Origin of the sequence: Microbacterium sp. 69-10, assembly GCF_001897945.1 — a bacterium.
In the GTDB taxonomy this organism is placed as follows: Bacteria; Actinomycetota; Actinomycetes; order Actinomycetales; family Microbacteriaceae; genus Microbacterium.
On the sequence record NZ_MKRT01000006.1, the window covers coordinates 132,143 to 149,454 of the forward strand.

15 protein-coding genes and 1 pseudogene are annotated in these 17,312 nt (G+C 69.8%); 4 read left to right on the forward strand and 12 right to left on the reverse strand.

Going from position 1 to position 17,312, the window contains the following annotated elements; translation table 11 throughout:
• Window positions 1-54 precede the first annotated feature (54 nt).
• Window positions 55-423 carry an FKBP-type peptidyl-prolyl cis-trans isomerase gene (locus BGN97_RS02700; RefSeq protein WP_285633152.1) on the reverse strand — a complete coding sequence of 123 codons (369 nt, stop codon included), beginning with the start codon at window positions 421-423 and terminating at the stop codon, window positions 55-57.
• Between the two features lie 132 nt (window positions 424-555).
• Between BGN97_RS02700 and BGN97_RS02705 the strand changes: the two genes are divergently transcribed.
• Window positions 556-1,578, forward strand: a complete 1,023-nt coding sequence (locus tag BGN97_RS02705; protein WP_292697810.1) for an asparaginase — start codon at window positions 556-558, stop codon at window positions 1,576-1,578.
• 109 nt (window positions 1,579-1,687) lie between these two features.
• Here BGN97_RS02705 and BGN97_RS02710 read toward each other — a convergent pair whose 3' ends face one another.
• On the reverse strand, window positions 1,688-3,208 hold the full coding sequence (locus BGN97_RS02710) for a PrsW family glutamic-type intramembrane protease (protein ID WP_292697812.1): 1,521 nt from the start codon (window positions 3,206-3,208) through the stop codon (window positions 1,688-1,690).
• Between the two features lie 59 nt (window positions 3,209-3,267).
• Between BGN97_RS02710 and BGN97_RS02715 the strand changes: the two genes are divergently transcribed.
• On the forward strand, window positions 3,268-4,137 hold the full coding sequence (locus BGN97_RS02715; RefSeq protein WP_292697814.1) for a fumarylacetoacetate hydrolase family protein: 870 nt from the start codon (window positions 3,268-3,270) through the stop codon (window positions 4,135-4,137).
• A gap of 67 nt (window positions 4,138-4,204) precedes the next feature.
• On the opposite strand, the gene BGN97_RS02720 is transcribed toward BGN97_RS02715, so the two are convergent.
• From BGN97_RS02720 to BGN97_RS02735, 4 genes are read right to left on the reverse strand one after another with little or no spacing between them, the layout of a single operon-like run.
• Window positions 4,205-5,665 (reverse strand): aspartate ammonia-lyase, encoded by a 1,461-nt coding sequence (locus tag BGN97_RS02720; RefSeq protein ID WP_292697815.1) that lies wholly within the window; start codon window positions 5,663-5,665, stop codon window positions 4,205-4,207.
• A 50-nt stretch (window positions 5,666-5,715) separates the two neighbouring features.
• Window positions 5,716-6,633, reverse strand: a complete 918-nt coding sequence (locus BGN97_RS02725; RefSeq protein WP_292697816.1) for a phosphodiesterase — start codon at window positions 6,631-6,633, stop codon at window positions 5,716-5,718.
• Between the two features lie 52 nt (window positions 6,634-6,685).
• Window positions 6,686-7,027 (reverse strand): peptidase, encoded by a 342-nt coding sequence (locus tag BGN97_RS02730; protein ID WP_292697817.1) that lies wholly within the window; start codon window positions 7,025-7,027, stop codon window positions 6,686-6,688.
• Window positions 7,024-8,490 carry an inorganic phosphate transporter gene (locus BGN97_RS02735; protein WP_292697819.1) on the reverse strand — a complete coding sequence of 489 codons (1,467 nt, stop codon included), beginning with the start codon at window positions 8,488-8,490 and terminating at the stop codon, window positions 7,024-7,026. The genes BGN97_RS02730 and BGN97_RS02735 overlap by 4 nt, the downstream gene beginning before the upstream one ends.
• Window positions 8,491-8,684: 194 nt before the next feature.
• Between BGN97_RS02735 and BGN97_RS02740 the strand changes: the two genes are divergently transcribed.
• Window positions 8,685-10,796: a S9 family peptidase gene (locus tag BGN97_RS02740; RefSeq protein WP_292697821.1), complete on the forward strand. Its 2,112-nt coding sequence runs from the start codon at window positions 8,685-8,687 to the stop codon at window positions 10,794-10,796.
• 22 nt (window positions 10,797-10,818) lie between these two features.
• On the opposite strand, the gene BGN97_RS02745 is transcribed toward BGN97_RS02740, so the two are convergent.
• The 6 genes from BGN97_RS02745 to truB all read right to left on the reverse strand — a co-directional run bounded on the left by BGN97_RS02745 (window position 10,819) and on the right by truB (window position 17,106).
• Window positions 10,819-11,847, reverse strand: a complete 1,029-nt coding sequence (locus BGN97_RS02745; protein ID WP_292697823.1) for a 6-phosphofructokinase — start codon at window positions 11,845-11,847, stop codon at window positions 10,819-10,821.
• A 222-nt stretch (window positions 11,848-12,069) separates the two neighbouring features.
• Window positions 12,070-14,217, reverse strand: a complete 2,148-nt coding sequence (locus tag BGN97_RS02750; RefSeq protein ID WP_292697825.1) for a DEAD/DEAH box helicase — start codon at window positions 14,215-14,217, stop codon at window positions 12,070-12,072.
• 170 nt (window positions 14,218-14,387) lie between these two features.
• The gene (locus BGN97_RS02755; RefSeq protein ID WP_292697827.1) at window positions 14,388-15,335 is read right to left on the reverse strand and encodes a bifunctional riboflavin kinase/FAD synthetase; all 948 of its coding nucleotides are present in this window, start codon (window positions 15,333-15,335) and stop codon (window positions 14,388-14,390) included.
• Complete coding sequence (locus tag BGN97_RS02760) at window positions 15,332-15,724, reverse strand: hypothetical protein (RefSeq protein WP_292697915.1); 393 nt, start codon at window positions 15,722-15,724, stop codon at window positions 15,332-15,334. Before BGN97_RS02760 ends, BGN97_RS02755 begins: the two co-directional genes overlap by 4 nt.
• Before the next feature lie 123 nt (window positions 15,725-15,847).
• Window positions 15,848-16,216, reverse strand: coding sequence for a hypothetical protein (locus BGN97_RS02765; RefSeq protein ID WP_292697829.1), 369 nt, complete (start codon window positions 16,214-16,216; stop codon window positions 15,848-15,850).
• On the reverse strand, window positions 16,213-17,106 hold the full coding sequence (gene truB, locus BGN97_RS02770; protein WP_292697831.1) for a tRNA pseudouridine(55) synthase TruB: 894 nt from the start codon (window positions 17,104-17,106) through the stop codon (window positions 16,213-16,215). The genes BGN97_RS02765 and truB overlap by 4 nt, the downstream gene beginning before the upstream one ends.
• An 82-nt stretch (window positions 17,107-17,188) precedes the next feature.
• Between truB and BGN97_RS02775 the strand changes: the two are divergent.
• A pseudogene (locus BGN97_RS02775) lies at window positions 17,189-17,312 on the forward strand (A/G-specific adenine glycosylase); the annotation flags it as partial.

Below are 17,312 nucleotides of genomic sequence, written 5' to 3' on the forward strand. Positions count from 1 at the left end.
AGGGTCAGCCGACGGCGACCAGGTCGATGCCGAGGGCTGACGGGACTCCCAGGGTCAGCCGACGGCGACCAGGTCGATGATGAAGATGAGAGTCTTCCCGGAGAGGAAGTGGCCTGCGCCGGCAGGACCGTACGCGAGGTGCGGCGGGATGGTCAGCTCACGGCGACCGCCGACCTTCATGCCGGGAATGCCCTCCTGCCAGCCCTGGATCAGGCCGCGCAACGGGAACTGGATGGTCTCGCCGCGGCCCCACGAGGAGTCGAACTCCTCACCGGAGTCGTGCTCGACGCCGGCGTAATGCACGGTGACGGTGTCGCCGGGCTTCGCCTCATCGCCGTCGCCGACGATGATGTCGCGGATGACGAGCTCGGTGGGTGCGGGTCCGGTCGGTGCGTCGAACTCGGGCTTGGTGCGATCTGTCATGGTTCCATCAAACCCGAGCCGCGCACCCCGGTCAACGCCGCCGCGCGTGCCGAGAGCGAACAGTGCCGCCCGCCCTCGACGACTCTCGGAATAGGATTGCGGGGTCATCAGCAAGGCCCCGGGGAGTGCTCCATGACCAGATACGACGGAGCGCGACCGGTCGCCGTGCTCTACACCGGCGGCACGTTCGGGATGACGGCGACCCCTCGTGGTCTGGCGCCGGATCCGCACCTGCGGGAGCAGATCGAGAGCCTCGTCACGCGATCGCACAGCGGCGAGACCGCGCCGACGTGGACGTACGAGACGACGGCCCGGGCCATCGACAGCGCAGAGCTCCAGCCGGGCAGCATGGCTGAGCTCGCCGACGGCATCCTCGAGATCGTGGAAGCGCAGCATCCGGTCGGGGTCGTCGTGATCCACGGCACGGACACCATGGCCTACAGCGCGGCCTTCGCGGCTTTCGCGCTGGCGGACATCGACGTCCCCGTGGTGTTCACAGGTGCGCAGGTGCCCCTGGGCATGCCGGGGAGCGATGCGCCGGACAACTTCGCGCAGGCGTTCGCCGCCGCATCCGAGGGGACGCCTGCGGGCACTTGGATCGCCTTCGGCGGGCGGCTGCTTCCCGCGGTGCGCGCGACGAAGCGCTCCAGCCGAAGCCTGGACGCCTTCGCCGCCCCTCGACCACTCGCCCCCGGGAGCTCCGGCACGCCGCCCGAGCTGACCGCCGCGCTCACCCGGTCCGCGGGGCGCGACGCGCCTCGGATCGGACTCGTGAAGGTGTCGCCGGGCCTGACCGGCGGTCAGCTGGCGGCGGCGCTGGCCGAATGCCCGGCGGGCGTCGTGCTGGAGTGCTATGGCGCGGGCACCGCGCCGATGACGTCCGGCGGACTGACCGAGGCCGTGCGCGCGGGCGTCGACGGCGGCAGCATCGTGCTGGCCATCACGCAGTGCGCCGACGGTCCCGTCGACCTCGGGCGCTACGCGGTCGGGTCGCTGCTCGCCGATGCAGGCGCCGTCGCGGGCGGCGACATGACACCCGAGACCGCACTCGGCAAGCTCGCCGCGCTGCGGCGCACGGACCTCACTCCCGAGCAGGTGCGCTCGCTGCTCGCGCAGAACATCCTCGGAGACCGCGAAGACGCAGCGACCTCTTGACAGGCCGCCTGCCCTCATGCATCCTGAGATCAGGCCAACTCAGCTCCCGGGAGACTAGCAGGCATCGCCGCAGCACCGGGCGCTGAGTGCTGTTCGGAGCGGTGTCCGCTCAGTACGCCAGCAGGTGCGCGCGGGTCGCCCTGGTGCGTGCCAGAAGCGACTGCTCGTCCGCAGCGGCATAGGCGTCGTGCCCGTTGATCGCCCGCTGACGGACAGCCGCCAGCTCCGTGGCGTCCTTGATGAACGAGCGCATCAGCTTGCGGCGGTCCCCGCGCAGTCCGCGCGCCCACTGCATCCCGGCCTTGCGTCCGGCGGGGGTCGCCAGCATGACGACCTCCTCCTTCGTGAACCAGCCTGCTGCGGCGTAGTCCTCGAGCCGTCGCTGCGTGAGGCGGGCCTCCGCCCGCCGGAGAGCGACGATCGCGAAGATGAAGCCGAGGAACAGCGGGATCTGCGCTGTGAGGTAGAGCGTGAAGAAGTCGCCCAGCATCGACGAGCCGTTCCAGAAGGCGTGCAGCGCCATCGCACCGAGCAGTCCCAGCGCCCCGGCGCCGAGTGCACCCGCGACGGTCGCCCCGCGGCGTGCCGCGAGCCCGATGGCGAAGCCCGTGAGGGCAGTGAACATGGCGTGGGCGAACGGCGAGAGAAGGCCGCGGAGGATGAAGGTGATGGTCAGCTCACCGGCGCCGCCGTTGACGAGGCTGACACCGAAGTACTGGATGTTCTCGGTGAACGCGAATCCCGCACCCACCAGCGCGCCGTAGACGACGCCGTCGACCGGGCCGTCGAACGCCCGGCGTCCGATGACGTAGATCAGGAAGACCCCGAGCCCCTTGCCGATCTCCTCGATCAGCGGGGCCTGGATCACCGCGGAGAAGAAGTCGTCCGGGCGGCCGGCTGCGAGGGTCAGGAGCAGGTCGAACAGCAGCGCGATGCCGATCGCCGCGATCGCGCCCCAGGCCAGCGCGAAGATCACCAGGCTCTTCGGCTCCGGCTCCCAGCGGTCGATGAGGTACACCCCGAACAGCACGATGCCGAGGGGGACGAAGGCGAGGATCAGGCCGACGACCGAGGCGCCCGTGCCGAGGAACATCGCGAAGTAGGCGACCAGCGCGAGCATCACGAAGCCCAGCACACCGAACGCCCACACCGAGACCGAGCGCCCCTTGCGCACCGGCATCGGCAGCGCCGGCACACCGGCGACCGGGGCGGGCGAGAGCGGAGCCGGCGGCGCGTACGCTGCTGCGGCCGACGGCTGCGGTGCCAGCTGCTGAGGCTGGCCGTAGCCGATCGCGGGCGCGGCTGATGCCGTCGCCGCGTAGGCGTCCGCGACCGGCGCCTGGGGCGCCAGGTGCTGCGCCTGCTGACCGTACGCGGGAGCGGGCGGCTGGCCGTACGCGGGAGCGGAGGGGTACGGCTGAGCGGGAGCGGGAGGCTGAGCGGGAGTGGGAGGCTGAGCGGGAGTGGGAGGCTGACCGTACGGGGGCTGTCCCTGGCCGTACACGGGTGCGGGCGGCTGACCGTACACGGGGGTCGGCGGCTGACCGTACGCGGGCTGCTGCCCTTCGGGCACCGGCTGGCCCGACGGGGGCGGCGGCTGGTAGGCCGGGGGCTGTCCTCCAAAGCTCATGAGCAAAGCCTAGAGGGAGCCTCAGCCGACGGGGGCATCCTGGCCGGTAGCGTAGAGGCATGCGTTTTGCCCATCTGAGCGCTCGCGACTCGGAATCCCTCCAGCTCGCCGTCATCGACGGCGACGAGGCGATCCTGGTCAGCGACCTCCTCTCCCCCGGCCCGAAGACCCTGCAGGAACTCATCGTGGGCGGTGACGAGATGCTCGAGGCGCTGCGCACCGCGGTGGCGGCGGGCGCCGCTCCGCGGCATCCGCTCAACGGGTTCTCCTTCGGGTCCGCGGTCGTCGACCCGCCCGCGATCCTCGCGGTCGGCCTGAACTACTCCGCGCACTCCAGCGAGCTGGGCCTCAAGACCGACACCGCTCCCACCGTCTTCACCCTGTGGCCGAATTCGCTGGCGGGACACGGCCAGACGACCTCGTGGCCGCGCACGCTCAGCGAGTCGGTCGACTACGAGGCCGAGCTGGGCGTCATCATCGGGCAGCCCGCCAAGGACGTATCCGAGGAGCACGCGCTGAGCACGGTCTGGGGCTACACGGTGGTCAACGACATCACGGCGCGCGACATCCAGTTCGCCGAGGCCCAGTGGTGCCGCTGCAAGTCCTTCGACGGCTTCACCCCCACCGGCCCCGTCGTGGTGACCGCCGACGAGATCCCCGATCCTCAGGCGCTGCACATCTGGACCGTCGTCGACGGTCACACCGTGCAGGATGCGTCCACAGGGCAGATGGTGCGCACCGTCGCGACTCTGGTCGCGCACCTGTCCTCGTCGGTCACACTGCTCCCCGGGACGCTGATCTCCACCGGCAGCCCCGGCGGCGCCGGCTACTCCCGCGATCCGCAGATCTTCCTGCGCGACCGCTCCACCGTCACGGTCGGCATCGAGGGGATCGGCGAGCTCACCACGCACTGCCGCATCCTGGACTGACCGGGCGCGGGCTCAGACGAAGAAGAGGCGGATGCTGTTCAGCATCCGCCTCTTCCGCATTCCGGGATCAGTTCTCCGGCAGATCCTCCGCGGCGATCACCGGGATGGCCGAGGTGACGGTCTCGAGGCCCGAGAGGCGAGCCGGCGAGATCTGCTTCATGACCTCTTCGCGCGTCATCAGACCGGCCTCGACGACGAGGTCGGCGATGTTGCGGTTGGTCAGCAGCGCGGTCTTCGCGAGGGCGGCGGATGCCGCGTAGCCGATGAACGGGGTCAGTGCGGTGACGACGCCGACGGATGCGCCCACCATCGCGCCCAGGCGCTCGCGGTTCGCGGTGATGCCGTCGACGCAGTTGACGCGGAGGGTCCACATCGCCTGACGCATCCAGGTGATGGACTGGAAGATCGAGTGCGCGATGACCGGCTCGAAGGCGTTCAGCTGGAGCTGCCCGCCCTCGGCCGCCATGGTCACGGTGACGTCGGCGCCGGCGACGGCGAAAGCCACCTGGTTGACGGCCTCCGGGATGACCGGGTTGACCTTGCCCGGCATGATGCTGGAGCCGGCCTGCATGGCGGGAAGGTTGATCTCACCGAGGCCGGCCTGCGGGCCGGAGGAGAGCAGACGCAGGTCGTTGCAGATCTTGGAGAGCTTGATCGCGTTGCGCTTGAGCGACGAGGAGAACGACATGAACGAACCGGTGTCGCTGGTGGCCTCGACGAGGTCGCCCGCGGTCTGCAGGTCCAGCCCGGTGATCTCGCGCAGGTGCTTGAGCACGGCGGGCGCGTAACCGGCGTGCGTGGTGATGCCGGTGCCGATCGCCGTGGCGCCCATGTTGATCTCGAACATCAGCGAGGCATTCTCGGTGAGACGGCTGTGGTCCTCGCCGAGCGTCGTCGCGAAGCCATGGAACTCCTGGCCGAGCGTCATCGGCACGGCGTCCTGAAGCTGAGTGCGGCCGACCTTGAGCACGTCGTGGAACTCGGATGCCTTGCCCAGGAACGACTGGCGCAGCAGGTCAAGCTCGTCGAGCAGCGAGCGCAGGTTCAGCGACAGGCCGATCTTGACGGCGGTCGGGTAGACGTCGTTGGTGGACTGGCTGCGGTTGGTGTGGTCGATCGGCGAGAGGTAGGCGTAGTCGCCCTTCTCGCGGCCGGCCATCTCGAGCGCGACATTGGTGATGACCTCGTTCGCGTTCATGTTGGTCGACGTGCCCGCACCGCCCTGGATGACGCCGACGACGAACTGGTCGTGGAACTCCCCGTCGATGATGCGCTGCGAGGCCGCGTCGATCAGGTCCGCACGCTCGGCGTCGAGAACGCCGATCTCCTTGTTGGCCCGGGCCGAGGCCTGCTTCACCATCGCCAGGCCGCGGATCAGATCGGGGTACACCGAGATCGGGCGCTTGGTGATCGGGAAGTTCTGCTCAGCCCGCAGCGTGTGCACGCCGTAGTAGGCGTCGGCGGGGATCTCCAGGCTTCCGATCGAGTCGGTCTCAGTACGGGTCAGGGCAGGCGCGTCAGCAGCCATGTCACTTCCTTGTGGGTGGTGGCGGATGGGATGCGGGGGATGCATCAATTCTATGCCCGGGCGGCAGGCGGCTTGCGCGAGAAGGCCTCGAGCCGGCCCTCCGGCGACAGCGTGGCCATCCCGCGGACCCACTCCTCGCTGAAGTAGTCGCCGGTGGGCGCCTCCGCGACCGGGACGACGGTGTGCGTGATGACGTCGGGTCGCACATGCACGAGCTGGAAGGCCTGCGCGGCATCCATACCGTTCACCTCGGCGGCGGGCCGCCCCAGGTTCATCGTGTAGCAGGTCGAGGACGCGACGCTCACGGGGACTCCCGCGAACGTGCCCGAGCACGAGTAGTGCAGGTGGCCTGCGAGGATGCCCCGCACGTCCGTGCCGCGGATGACGTCGGCGAGCTCGTCCTGATGCTGCAGCTCGAGGATGTCGAACAGCGGCACGTGGGCGGGCAGCGGCGGATGGTGCAGGGCGAGCAGCGTGCCGTGCGGGGCGGGTTCGGCCAGCACTCCCGCGAGCCAGTCACGCTGCGCGGCGTCGATGTCGCCGTGGTGCCAGCCGGGGACGCTGCTGTCCAGCGCGATCAGGCGCAGTCCGTCGAGGTCCCAGACGCCCGTGACGGGCTCCTCGCTCGCGGGCTCGTCGAGCAGCTCCGCGCGCAGCGCGGGTCGCTCGTCGTGGTTTCCCGCGACCCACACGATCGGGCATCCGAGTTCGGCGGCGACGGGTTCGATCGCCGCGCGGATGCGCCGGTACGCGTCCGGTTCGCCGAAGTCGGTCAGGTCGCCCGTGACGACGATCGCCGACGGATGCTGATCGACCCGCCGGATCGTGTCGAGCGTGTGCGCGAGGTTCCCGTCACTGTCGGCGCCGCCGGAGTGCCGGGCTCCCCCTGCGACGAAATGCGGGTCGCTCAGGTGGATGATCGTGTGCGACGGCGGCTGATGGCGTCCGAACACCGGTGTGTCGATCATGCGCCCAGCATAGGGTCGCCCGCCGACGTCCGCGTCATCCGAGTGCGGATCCTCAGTGCCCGCCGCCCAGGACGATGAGCAGGATGCCGCCGATCACCGCGGCGGCGCACAGCGCGAAGCATCCGAGCGCCGCGACGAACGCGAGGGTCTTCTGGCCTTCGGTGAGCGGGCTCTTCCGCGCCGCCTTCTCCGCCTGCTTGGCCGCCCGCTTGATGTCCTTCTCGGAGAGCACTGTGATGGCGTCCGTGAACTCCGCAGGGGTCACCACCGGTACACGCCCGGCGCGAACCAGCATCCGCAGGCCCAGCGCGTAGAACGCGACGATGGCGACCGCGCCGATCAGGGCTGCGGCGAAGACGCTGAGGAAGGCCATCCAGTCGATCTCGACACTCATCGGGCGCCCTCCTGATCGTCGACGCCGAGGTCCCACTCGGCGAGCTTCGCGCGAGCACGGCGGCTGGCGCTGAGCTCCTCCCAGGCCGCGGCGGCCTTCTCGGCCTCGGCGTACTTCTGGGCGGCGCGCTCGGCGGCCTTGCGCGCGGCCTTGACCTCGCTGGGCGTGCCACCGGACTTCTTGAGCTTCTTGGCCCTCTTGGCCGCGCGCTCGGCCTCATCGGCCTTGCGCTCGGCCCGCTCGAGCGCGCGCATCAGCTCGATGCGGCTGGTGCGACGGGTGGGGCCGGGCACCTCGGGGAGCTCGACGGCGTGACCGGACTCGGCCACGTCGCTCATCGCGTTGGCGTGGGTCACGGCGTTGCGCCGTGAGCGCAGGAACAGCCCGACGATGATCACCACGGCGAGCACGGCGTCGATCGCGACACCCCAGCCACCGAGCCAGCGCACCATGACCGCCGCCAGAGCGCCGACGAGGCCCGCCGCCGGGAGCGTGAGCAGCCAGCCCAACGCGATGCGCCCTGCGGTGCGCCAGCGCACCGTGGAGCCGCGGCGTCCCAGGCCAGAACCGATGACCGAGCCGGAGGCGACCTGCGTGGTGGACAGCGCGAAGCCGAACGCGCTGGAGGCGAGGATCGTGGCAGCGGTCGAGCTCTCTGCTGCGAAGCCCTGAGCGGGCTTCACCTCGGTGAGGCCCTTGCCCAGGGTGCGGATGATGCGCCAGCCGCCGAGGTACGTGCCCAGCGCGATGGTTCCCGCGCAGGCGACGATCACCCAGAACTCGGGGTTGTGGTACTCGGGGCTGCTCGGGTCGCCGCTCTGCCAGCCGACGGTGATGAGGGCGAGGGTGATCACGCCCATGGTCTTCTGGGCGTCGTTGGTGCCGTGCGAGAGCGCGACCATGGATGACGTGAAGATCTGCCCCCACCGGAAGCCGGAGCGGCCGTCGGGCTTGCCGTCGTAGCGGCGGGTCAGTCCGTAGGCCACCTTGGTCGCCACGTACGCGATGACGCCTGCGGTGATCGGCGCGATGAGCGCCGGCAGGATGACCTTGGAGAGCACGACGCCGAAGTTGATGCCGCTCGCGCTGAAGCCGACGATCGTGGCGCCGATCAGGCCGCCGAACAGGGCGTGCGAGGAGCTGGACGGCAGCCCGAGCAGCCAGGTGAGCATGTTCCAGGTGATCGCGCCGATCAGGCCGGCGAAGATCAGCTCCGGCAGCAGCGTGTGGCCGACCGCCGACTCGTTGATGATGCCGCCGGAGACCGTCTTGGACACCTCGGTCGACAGGAACGCGCCGACGAGGTTCAGCAGAGCGGCCAGCAGCACCGCGGTCTTGGGCTTGAGGGCTCCGGTCGCGATCGGCGTCGCCATCGCGTTCGCCGTGTCGTGGAATCCGTTGGTGAAATCGAAGAAGAGTGCCAGTGCGATGACCAGCACGACGACGAGGGCTGCGGTTTCCACCGTTCTCTTTCGTTGGGACTGTCAGGAGGGGATGCCGGTGTCGGCGTGACGAACGAAGAGTTCACCGTGGGTTCATGTTCCGTATACGGGCCCGCGAGAATCCTCCCATCCTCCCCCGCCTCGGTCAACTTCGCACCCCCTCCAGCGCCATGGCCGGCGCGCCCGGGGTGGGGCTGCTCCGATAGCGTGGACCCGTGAGTGAACTCAGCATCCAACCGCCCGTCGCAGACCGCCGTCCCGTCGCCCGCACCCACCACGGCGACACCTTCGAGGACCCGTACGAATGGCTGCGCGCCAAGGAGGACGCCGAGGTCGTGGCGCACCTCGAGGCGGAGAACGCGTACACGGACGCCCGCACCGCGCACCTGAGCGGACTTCGCGACGAGATCTTCCAGGAGGTGAAGTCGCGCACCCTCGAGACCGACCTCTCCGTGCCGACCCGTCGGGGCGACTGGTGGTACTACGGCCGCACCGAGGAGGGCGCGCAGTACGGCATCCAGTGCCGGACCGCGATCTCCGGTCCTGATGACTGGACTCCCCCGGTGCTCGAGCCGGGTGTGGCCGTTCCCGGCGAGCAGGTGCTGCTGGACGGCAACGTCGAGGCCGAGGGGCACGAGTTCTTCTCGATGGGCGCGTTCGACCTCTCCGACGACGGCACGCGGATGCTGTGGTCGGTGGACTTCGAGGGCGACGAGCTGTACACCGCCCACGTCCGCGACCTCGTGACGGGCGAGCGACTCGCGGACGAGATCCCCGGCACCGGTCAGGCGTTCTTCACCCCGGACGGTCTCTCCGTCGTCTACACGACCCGCGATGAGGCCTGGAGGCCGGACACCCTGTGGCTGCATCGCATCGGCACCCCGGTCGCCGACGACATGAAGCTGTTCCACGAGCCGGACGAGCGCTACTGGCTGGGCGCGGGAATCACCCGCAGCAAGAAGTACCTCGTCATCGGACTGGGCTCGAAGATCACCAGCGAGGAGCTGCTGCTCGACCTGACCGATCTGACCGCCACACCGCAGCCCGTCTGGCCCCGCGTGGAAGGCGTGGAGTACTCCGTGGATCACGCCGTCGTCGACGGCGAGGACCGCCTGTTCATCCTGCACAACGAGGGTGCCCTCGACTTCGAGCTCGTCTCGGTCGCGGCATCCGACCCGCAGGGCGAGCGCCGTGTGATCCTCCCCCACACTCCGGGCCGGCGGCTGCTCGACGTGGACTGCTTCCGCGACTTCGCGACCGTCGAGTACCGCACCGAGGGCATGCCGCGTGCAGCGCTGCTGGACTACCGCACCGACGCGCTCGACGCCGTGGAGTTCGACGAGCCGCTCTACGAGACGTACTTCTCCGGCAACCCCGAGTGGGACGCCCCGTTCCTGCGGATGGGCTACACCTCGTTCGTGACGCCATCGACCGTGCTGGAGCTGGAGCTCGCGACCGGTGAGAAGCACGTGCGCAAGCAGATGCCGGTGCTGGGCGGCTACGACTCGTCGGACTACGGCCAGCAGCGTGTGTGTGCCACCGCGCCCGACGGCGCCCAGGTGCCGATCTCCCTGGTGTGGAAGCGGTCGTTCGGCGAGCCCGGCGCCGAGGTGCGCCCCGTGCACCTGTACGGCTACGGGTCGTACGAGCACTCGATCGACCCCGGCTTCTCGACGATGCGCCTGTCGATGATGGACCGCGGCGTGATCTTCGCCGTCGCGCACGTCCGCGGCGGCGGCGAGATGGGCCGGCACTGGTACGAGGACGGCAAGGAGCTGACCAAGCGCAACACCTTCACCGATTTCGTCGCCGCCGGCCGTCACCTGGTCGAGACCGGGGTGGCCAGCCCGGAGCGGATGGTCGCAGAGGGCGGCAGCGCGGGCGGGCTGCTGATGGGCGCGGTCGCGAACCTCGCCCCGGAGCTGTTCGCCGGCATCCTCGCCGCCGTGCCGTTCGTCGACGCGCTGACCACGATCCTCGACCCGTCGCTGCCGCTCACCGTGATCGAGTGGGACGAGTGGGGCGACCCCCTGCACGACCCCGAGGTGTACGCGTACATGAAGTCGTACACGCCGTACGAGAACATCGCGACCGATGCCTCGGCCTATCCGCGCATCCTCGCGATGACTTCGCTCAACGACACCCGCGTGCTGTACGTCGAGCCGGCGAAGTGGGTGCAGGCGCTGCGCCATGCGGGTGCCGCCGACGTGATCATGAAATGCGAGATGTCGGCCGGCCACGGCGGCGTGAGCGGCCGGTACAACGCCTGGCGCGAGCGCGCGTTCGAGCTCGCCTGGATGCTGGACGTGCTGGGCCTGGCGGACTGAACCGCCCGGCCCGGCCGCCGGGTCAGCCGAACAGCGCGGAGGCCTCTTCGTAGCGGCTGAGCGGCACGGTGTTCAGCTCGCCGAGCGCCTCTTCGAACGGCACCCGCACGATGTCGGTGCCGCGCATGGCGACCATCTGACCCCAGCACTCCTCCACGAGCGCATCGGCCGCGTTGAGGCCGAGGCGAGTCGCGAGCACGCGGTCGAAGCCCGACGGCGAGCCTCCGCGCTGGATGTGACCGAGCACGGTCGAGCGGGTCTCGATGCCGGTGATCCGCTCGATCTCCGGCGCCAGGATCTCGCTGATGCCTCCCAGCCGCGGACGGTTGAACGCGTCGAGGCCCTTGTCGCTGTACGCCTCGTCCATGCCGCTCAGCTTGAAGCCCTCGGAGACGACGACCAGCGGCGCGCGACCGCGGTCGAAGGCGCGCGTGACGAGCGCGCAGATCTCGTCGATCGACATCGGCACCTCGGGGATGCAGATGACATGCGCGCCCGCCGCCATTCCGGCGTGCAGCGCGATCCACCCGACGTGCCGGCCCATCACCTCGGCGACCATGCAGCGCTGGTGGGAGTCGCCCGTGGTGCGGAGCCGGTCCATGGCGTCGGTGGCGATGTTCACGGCGGTGTCGAAGCCGAACGAGTAGTCCGTCGCCCGCAGGTCGTTGTCGATCGTCTTCGGCACGCCGAGCACGTTGATGCCGTCCTTCGAGAGCCGGTCCGCGGCGGCGAGCGTACCCTCTCCGCCGATCGCGACGATGCCGTCGATGCCGTGAGCGGCCAGGGTCTTCGCGATGTTCTCCGCTCCCCCGCGCACGCCCTCGTAGGGGTTGGTGCGGCTGGTGCCGAGGATCGTGCCGCCGACCTTGGACAGGCCCTTCACCTCGTGACGGGTGAGCGGGAAGAAGTCGCCGTCGACGACGCCGCGCCAGCCGTCGCGGATGCCGACGAATTCCAGGTTGTACGTGGTGGTGCCCTTGAGCACGATGCCGCGGATGACGGCGTTGAGTCCGGGGCAGTCGCCGCCGCTGGTGAGGATGCCGATCTTCATGCTGCTGCCTTCGTGCTTCGGGAGGAGAGGGGAACCGGCGACGTTGCCTGTTCTCGACCCTAGTGGGGATGCACCGCGGATGCCATTCCTGAAGGCGCGAAAACCAAGAATCTTGAGGTCGGATCCGAGGCATCCGATGAGATCTTCACGAAACCTGCCGATGTCGACGAAAGAGGGCGCCAAGAACATGTGTTCTTAACGCCCTCTTCGGGAATGTGACGATCAGGCCGCGCCGAGCGCCTCCCGCAGCAGGTGCATGAGGGCCGCGAGCTGCACGGATTCGCCCGGAACCTCCTCCACTGCCTCCCCGTCCAGGGCGCGCGCGGCGAGCCCCTGCTTCTGGTCGATGAGCTCGGCGATCTTCGTGTCGATCGTGTGCGCGGCGATGATCCGCCACGCGGTGACCGGCTCGTCCTGCCCGATGCGGTGCACCCGGTCGATGGCCTGGGTCTGCTCGGCCGCGGTCCAGCTGAGCTCGGCCAGGACGACGTTCGAGGCCACCTGCAGGTTCACGCCCACGCCGGCGGCGGTGAGGGAACAGACCGCGATGCCCACCGAGGGGTCGTTGTTGAAGGCGTCGATGGCCTGCTGACGTGCGGGGGTGGACTGATCGCCGCGGATCGACACCGCCTTGATGCCGGATGCCGCGAAATGCGCCTCGGCCTGATCCATGACGTCGATGTGCTTGGCGAAGAAGACGACCTTCTCCACCGAGCGCTGCAGCTGGGCGGCGTAGTCCGCAGCGAGCATCGCCTTGGCCTGACCGATCCGCCGCACCATCGTGAAGACGTTGTCCCCGCCGGTGCCGGCAGCCTTCGACTCCTCGAGCTCGTTGTGCGCGACCAGACGGACGATGTCGTCGTCGATCTCGTGCGAGCCGGACGGCCCATGGGCCGCCGCGCGCGCTTCGACGATGCGGCGGTACTTGGCGGCCATCCGCTCCCCCAGCTCGCGCTCCGCGGCTCGGATGCTGCGACCGTACTCGTCGTCCAGCTGGACGGGAAGGTCAGCGATGAGCTTGTCCGGCAGGTCGGCCGCGACGTCCTTCTTCTTGCGGCGCACGATGCCCATCGAGATCACGGCCTCGCGCGCCTCGGCGTAGAAGGACTTGTCGGCCGGCGTGAGTCCGGTGGCGTCGAGCTTCTCCATCAGGACCGGCTCGGGCTTCTCGCCGTTGGTCCAGCCCAGGAACCGCCAGATCGCGTCGAAGTCCTCGACGTCGTTGATCAGCGGGGTTCCGGTCAGCGCGAGCATGAGCGGATGCTGCTCGCGCTCGCGGATGCGGGATGCCAGTGCGAGCACGTTCTGAGACCGCTGCGAGGACAGGTTCTTGATGAAGTGCGCCTCGTCGACGACCATGCCCTTCAGGCCGATCGCGCCGAGCCAGGACAGGTGCCTGTCGAGGATCTCGTAGTTCACGATGAACACGTCGGCGAAGGCGTCGATGTCGTCGCCGTCGCCCTGGATGACGGTCGCACGGCGCTGCGGCGTCCACAGCTCCACCTCGCGCGCCCAGTTCATCTTCACCACGTTGGGCACGACGACGAGCAGCGGGTAGGCGTCGGCGACGGATGCCGCGAGCACCGACTGCGCGGTCTTGCCCAGGCCCGGCTCGTCGGCCAGCAGGAAGCTGCGGTGCCCAGCGCGCACGGACTCCACGAACCGCGACTGGTGGACCATGACCTCGCGCCCCTTGGGCGAGATGTGGTCGTACTCGGGCAGGGGCGGCAGCTCCATGGAGGCCGCGCTTCCACCCGCACCCGACTCGAAGGCCTTGTACAGGGGGCCCATCAGCTCCCAGCCGTCCAGGCGGCGCCGAGGCACGGAGGCCGGGCGCGGCGTGAGATCGGGCGCGAGGAAGGGGTTCGCGAGCTGACGCGACTCGACCGAGGGCGGGGTGACCTGCTTCTCGGCGAGGGCGGCCGGCACGACCTGGGTGGTGCGCACCGGCGCGATGTCGGTGATGACGAGCTCCTCCGGAGCGAGCTCGGCACCCGACTCGAGCAGCCAGTCCCGCCGCATCCGCTTCGCGACCGGGGAGGTCGCCTGGTCCGCCTCCAGCAGCTGGATCAGCGACGTGTCGCGAGCCGCGGTCTTGGCGAGGATCGTCGCCACGCCGTCGAGGCGCTTGAGCAGCTCGGCGCGCGCGGAGTCGCCGAGCTCGGCGTCCGACTTCACCCTGGCGCGCTCCTCGCGCACGAGGAACGCGATCACCTGGAACTTGACGCGGTTCGTGGGGCCGAGCTTGGATCGCTGGGCCTTCGCCTCGATCTCGCGGACCTTGCGCGCGAGGATCGGGATGAGGGGTGCCTCTTCGTCTCGACGAGAGGTCTTCTTGCGCCGCGATGCGGCGGTCGCCGTGGTCGGCATGCTCCTCCTGAGCGTGAATGCCGAAGTGCCGAAGAGGCCTTCGGTTCCTACTGTGTTCCGCGTGTGGCGCCAGCCAGGACCGTGCGGAGAGCGGCTCTCGGACTGCGCGCGCAGCGGCGGCTTCGAGTGCCAGGCGACAGTTTACGGCATCCGGATGCCGTCTGCGGGGTTCAGCCCAGGCCGAGTCGCGTCCGCGCCTCGCTGACGTCGGCGGCGATCTGCGCGATCAGCGCATCCATGCCCTCGAACGCGACCATGCCGCGCAGGTGATCGGTGAACTCCACCGTGACCCGGTGGCCGTACAGATCCAGGCCGGACTCGTCGAGCACGTGCGCCTCGACCTGACGTCGGTCGACATCGTCGAAGGTCGGGTTGGTGCCCACCGAGATCGCGGCGGGATGCCGGATGCCGGTGTCGTGGTCGTCCAGCCAGCCGGCGTACACACCGTCCGCGGGCGCGAGCGCGTCGATGAGCTCGGAGAGGTTCGCGGTCGGGAAGCCGAGCTCCCGTCCGCGCTTGAGCCCGTGCACGACCTCGCCGGTGACGGCGACCGGGCGCCCGAGCGCCTTCGCCGCCTCGACGACATCGCCCGCCGCGAGGAGCTCGCGGATCCAGGTCGAGGAGACACGACGCTGCTCGCCGTCCGGATGCACGTCGTCGATGACGTCGACGGTGAAGCCGTACGTCGGCCCGAGCTCGCGCAGCAGCTCGGGCGTGCCCGCGCCCCCGCGGCCGAAGCGGAAGTCGCGTCCGACGAGCACGGTCACCACATGCAGCGCGTCCACCAGGATGCTGCGCACGAAGTCCTCGGCGGCGAGTGACGCCAGGGCCCTGTCGAACGTGAGCACGAGAGTGGCGTCCAGGTCGAGCTCGGCCAGCAGCTGGACCTTGCGGTCGGTGGCCACGACGTTCTCGGGGCACAGCTCCGGACGCAGGATCTCGAGCGGGTTCCGGTCGAAGGTCACCGCGACCGTCTTGGCGCCGACGGCCGCCGCATCCACCCGCATCCGCTCGATGATCGCGCGGTGGCCGACGTGCACGCCGTCGAACTTGCCGATGGCGACGACGCTGGGGCCGAAGTCGGCGGGGACCTCGGACGGGTCTCGGAAGACGATCATGCGGAGACTTCCTGGGGTCGATGCGTGCGCAGCCACCACAGACCGAACAGCGGCAGCACGAGCGGGATGAAGACGTAGCCCATGCCGAAGTACGACCACACGCTGTCATGGCCGAACAGCGTCGGCACGAGCAGGCTCAGCAGGCCCACGGTCACCACGCCGGTCAGCTCGAACAGGATCGCGATCCAGGCGACCGCGTACCAGCCGCGCTTATGCGCGAGTACCAGGGCGAGCGTGGCCAGGATGTACACGACCGCGGCGAGGGCGGAGAGCGAGTACGCCAGCGGGGCCTCGTCGAAGCGCCGCACGATCTGCACGAAGCTGCGCCCGGTCGCGCCCAGCGCCATGACGGCGTAGACGATCACGAGAACCCGCCCGACACCCGTCATCCGGGTGCGCCCGTGTTCGCTCATCGGGTCAGCGGGCTGCGGCGGAGCATCGGTGTGGGACATCGCATCCACCATCCTATGCCGCCGCGGGCATCCCGAGCCGCGGCGGGTCGCAGCGGGCGGTCATCCGATCTGGAGGGTCCAGATGCTCTGCATCCGCCACAGCATGATCGCCAGCGACAGGCCGACGACGCCGAGCACGACCGTGCTCCAGCGGGTGCGGTCCAGCAGCGCCCAGGCGGTGCCGCCGACGGGGAGCAGGACGGCCGCGATCAGGTACACCCAGTACTCGAGCAGATCCCCGGTGGGTGGATTGCCGGCCAGCGGCGCGATGATCGCGATCACGACCTGCACGATCAGCAGCACCTCGACCAGAAGCAGGCTGCCGACCGTGTAGTCGCTGGGGCGACGCCCGGCGAGGCCTGCGATCAGGCAGAAGAGGCCGGAGGCGCAGGCGATCGCGATCTGCACGATCGTGAACCATAGGATCATGCCTGCGCCTCCGGCATGTTCATGGCGCTCTTGATGTCGTGTCCGCGGGCCTCGAGGATGCCGACGAGGATGCCGTCCGGGTCGATCGCCGCCACCTCGGCGGCTCCGAGCCGGTCGCGCTGCCCGGCGAGTCGCTTGCCGTGGCGGAGGTCTCGCGCCTCCTCCGCGGTGACCTCGAGCGCGGGCATGACGCGCGTCGCGGCCGCCGCAGGTGTGAGGGTCGCGGCCCCCTCGAGCGCGTCGATGCCGACGGCATCCGTCACCTCGAAACCGCCGACGCGGGTGCGACGCAGCGCGGTCAGGTGCCCGCCGACGCCGAGCGCGTCGCCGAGGTCTCGTGCGAGGGCGCGGATGTAGGTGCCCGAGGAGCAGTCGACGATCACCTCCAGGTCCAGGAAGCCCTCCGTGCGGCGCTGCGAGAGCACGTCGAACCGGGAGACCGTCACCTGCCTGGCCGCCAGCTCGACGCTCTCCCCCGCCCGCACCAGGTCGTAGGCGCGCTTGCCCGCCACCTTGATGGCGGAGACCGAGCTGGGCACCTGCGCGATCGTGCCGGTGAGGTTCTGGATGCCGGCGAGGACCGCCTCGTCGTCGACGGACGCCCAGTCCTCGGCATCCGCGGTGTCGACCGTGTCGCCCTCCGCGTCGTCCGTGGTCGTCCGGGCGCCGAGGCGGATGGTCGCGGTGTACGTCTTGTCGGCGCCGACGATGTACGTCAGCAGCCGGGTGGCGCCCTCGATGCCGATCACCAGCAGTCCGGTCGCCATCGGGTCGAGCGTCCCGGCGTGCCCGACCTTGCGAGTGCCGAAAGCGCGCCGCACGCGCGCGACCACGTCATGACTGGTCAGGCCTGCGGGTTTGTCGACGAGGAGGATGCCGTGCGATGCCACCCGTCAAGCCTATCGATGCCCGGAGCTCGTCTAGGCTGGCGGGATGCCGACCGCTGCCGTCCTCCAGCACGCGCTCGCGGACTGGTACCGGCAGGAGGCGAGGGATCTTCCCTGGCGGCGGGCCGATTTCGCCGAGCGCTACGGCGCCTGGGGCACGCTGGTCAGCGAGTTCATGCTGCAGCAGACCCCGGTGACCCGCGTCATCC

What these genes read in the sequence shown, in the direction of transcription:
- BGN97_RS02715 (WP_292697814.1), top strand. Translation starts at nt 3,268, where the DNA reads ATGCGTTTTGCCCATCTGAGCGCTCGCGACTCGGAATCCCTCCAGCTC.
- BGN97_RS02725 (WP_292697816.1), bottom strand. Translation starts at nt 6,633, where the DNA reads ATGATCGACACACCGGTGTTCGGACGCCATCAGCCGCCGTCGCACACG.
- BGN97_RS02705 (WP_292697810.1), top strand. Translation starts at nt 556, where the DNA reads ATGACCAGATACGACGGAGCGCGACCGGTCGCCGTGCTCTACACCGGC.
- BGN97_RS02710 (WP_292697812.1), bottom strand. Translation starts at nt 3,208, where the DNA reads ATGAGCTTTGGAGGACAGCCCCCGGCCTACCAGCCGCCGCCCCCGTCG.
- BGN97_RS02750 (WP_292697825.1), bottom strand. Translation starts at nt 14,217, where the DNA reads ATGCCGACCACGGCGACCGCCGCATCGCGGCGCAAGAAGACCTCTCGT.
- BGN97_RS02765 (WP_292697829.1), bottom strand. Translation starts at nt 16,216, where the DNA reads ATGATCCTATGGTTCACGATCGTGCAGATCGCGATCGCCTGCGCCTCC.
- BGN97_RS02720 (WP_292697815.1), bottom strand. Translation starts at nt 5,665, where the DNA reads ATGGCTGCTGACGCGCCTGCCCTGACCCGTACTGAGACCGACTCGATC.
- BGN97_RS02760 (WP_292697915.1), bottom strand. Translation starts at nt 15,724, where the DNA reads ATGACGGGTGTCGGGCGGGTTCTCGTGATCGTCTACGCCGTCATGGCG.
- BGN97_RS02755 (WP_292697827.1), bottom strand. Translation starts at nt 15,335, where the DNA reads ATGATCGTCTTCCGAGACCCGTCCGAGGTCCCCGCCGACTTCGGCCCC.
- BGN97_RS02745 (WP_292697823.1), bottom strand. Translation starts at nt 11,847, where the DNA reads ATGAAGATCGGCATCCTCACCAGCGGCGGCGACTGCCCCGGACTCAAC.
- BGN97_RS02730 (WP_292697817.1), bottom strand. Translation starts at nt 7,027, where the DNA reads ATGAGTGTCGAGATCGACTGGATGGCCTTCCTCAGCGTCTTCGCCGCA.
- BGN97_RS02700 (WP_285633152.1), bottom strand. Translation starts at nt 423, where the DNA reads ATGACAGATCGCACCAAGCCCGAGTTCGACGCACCGACCGGACCCGCA.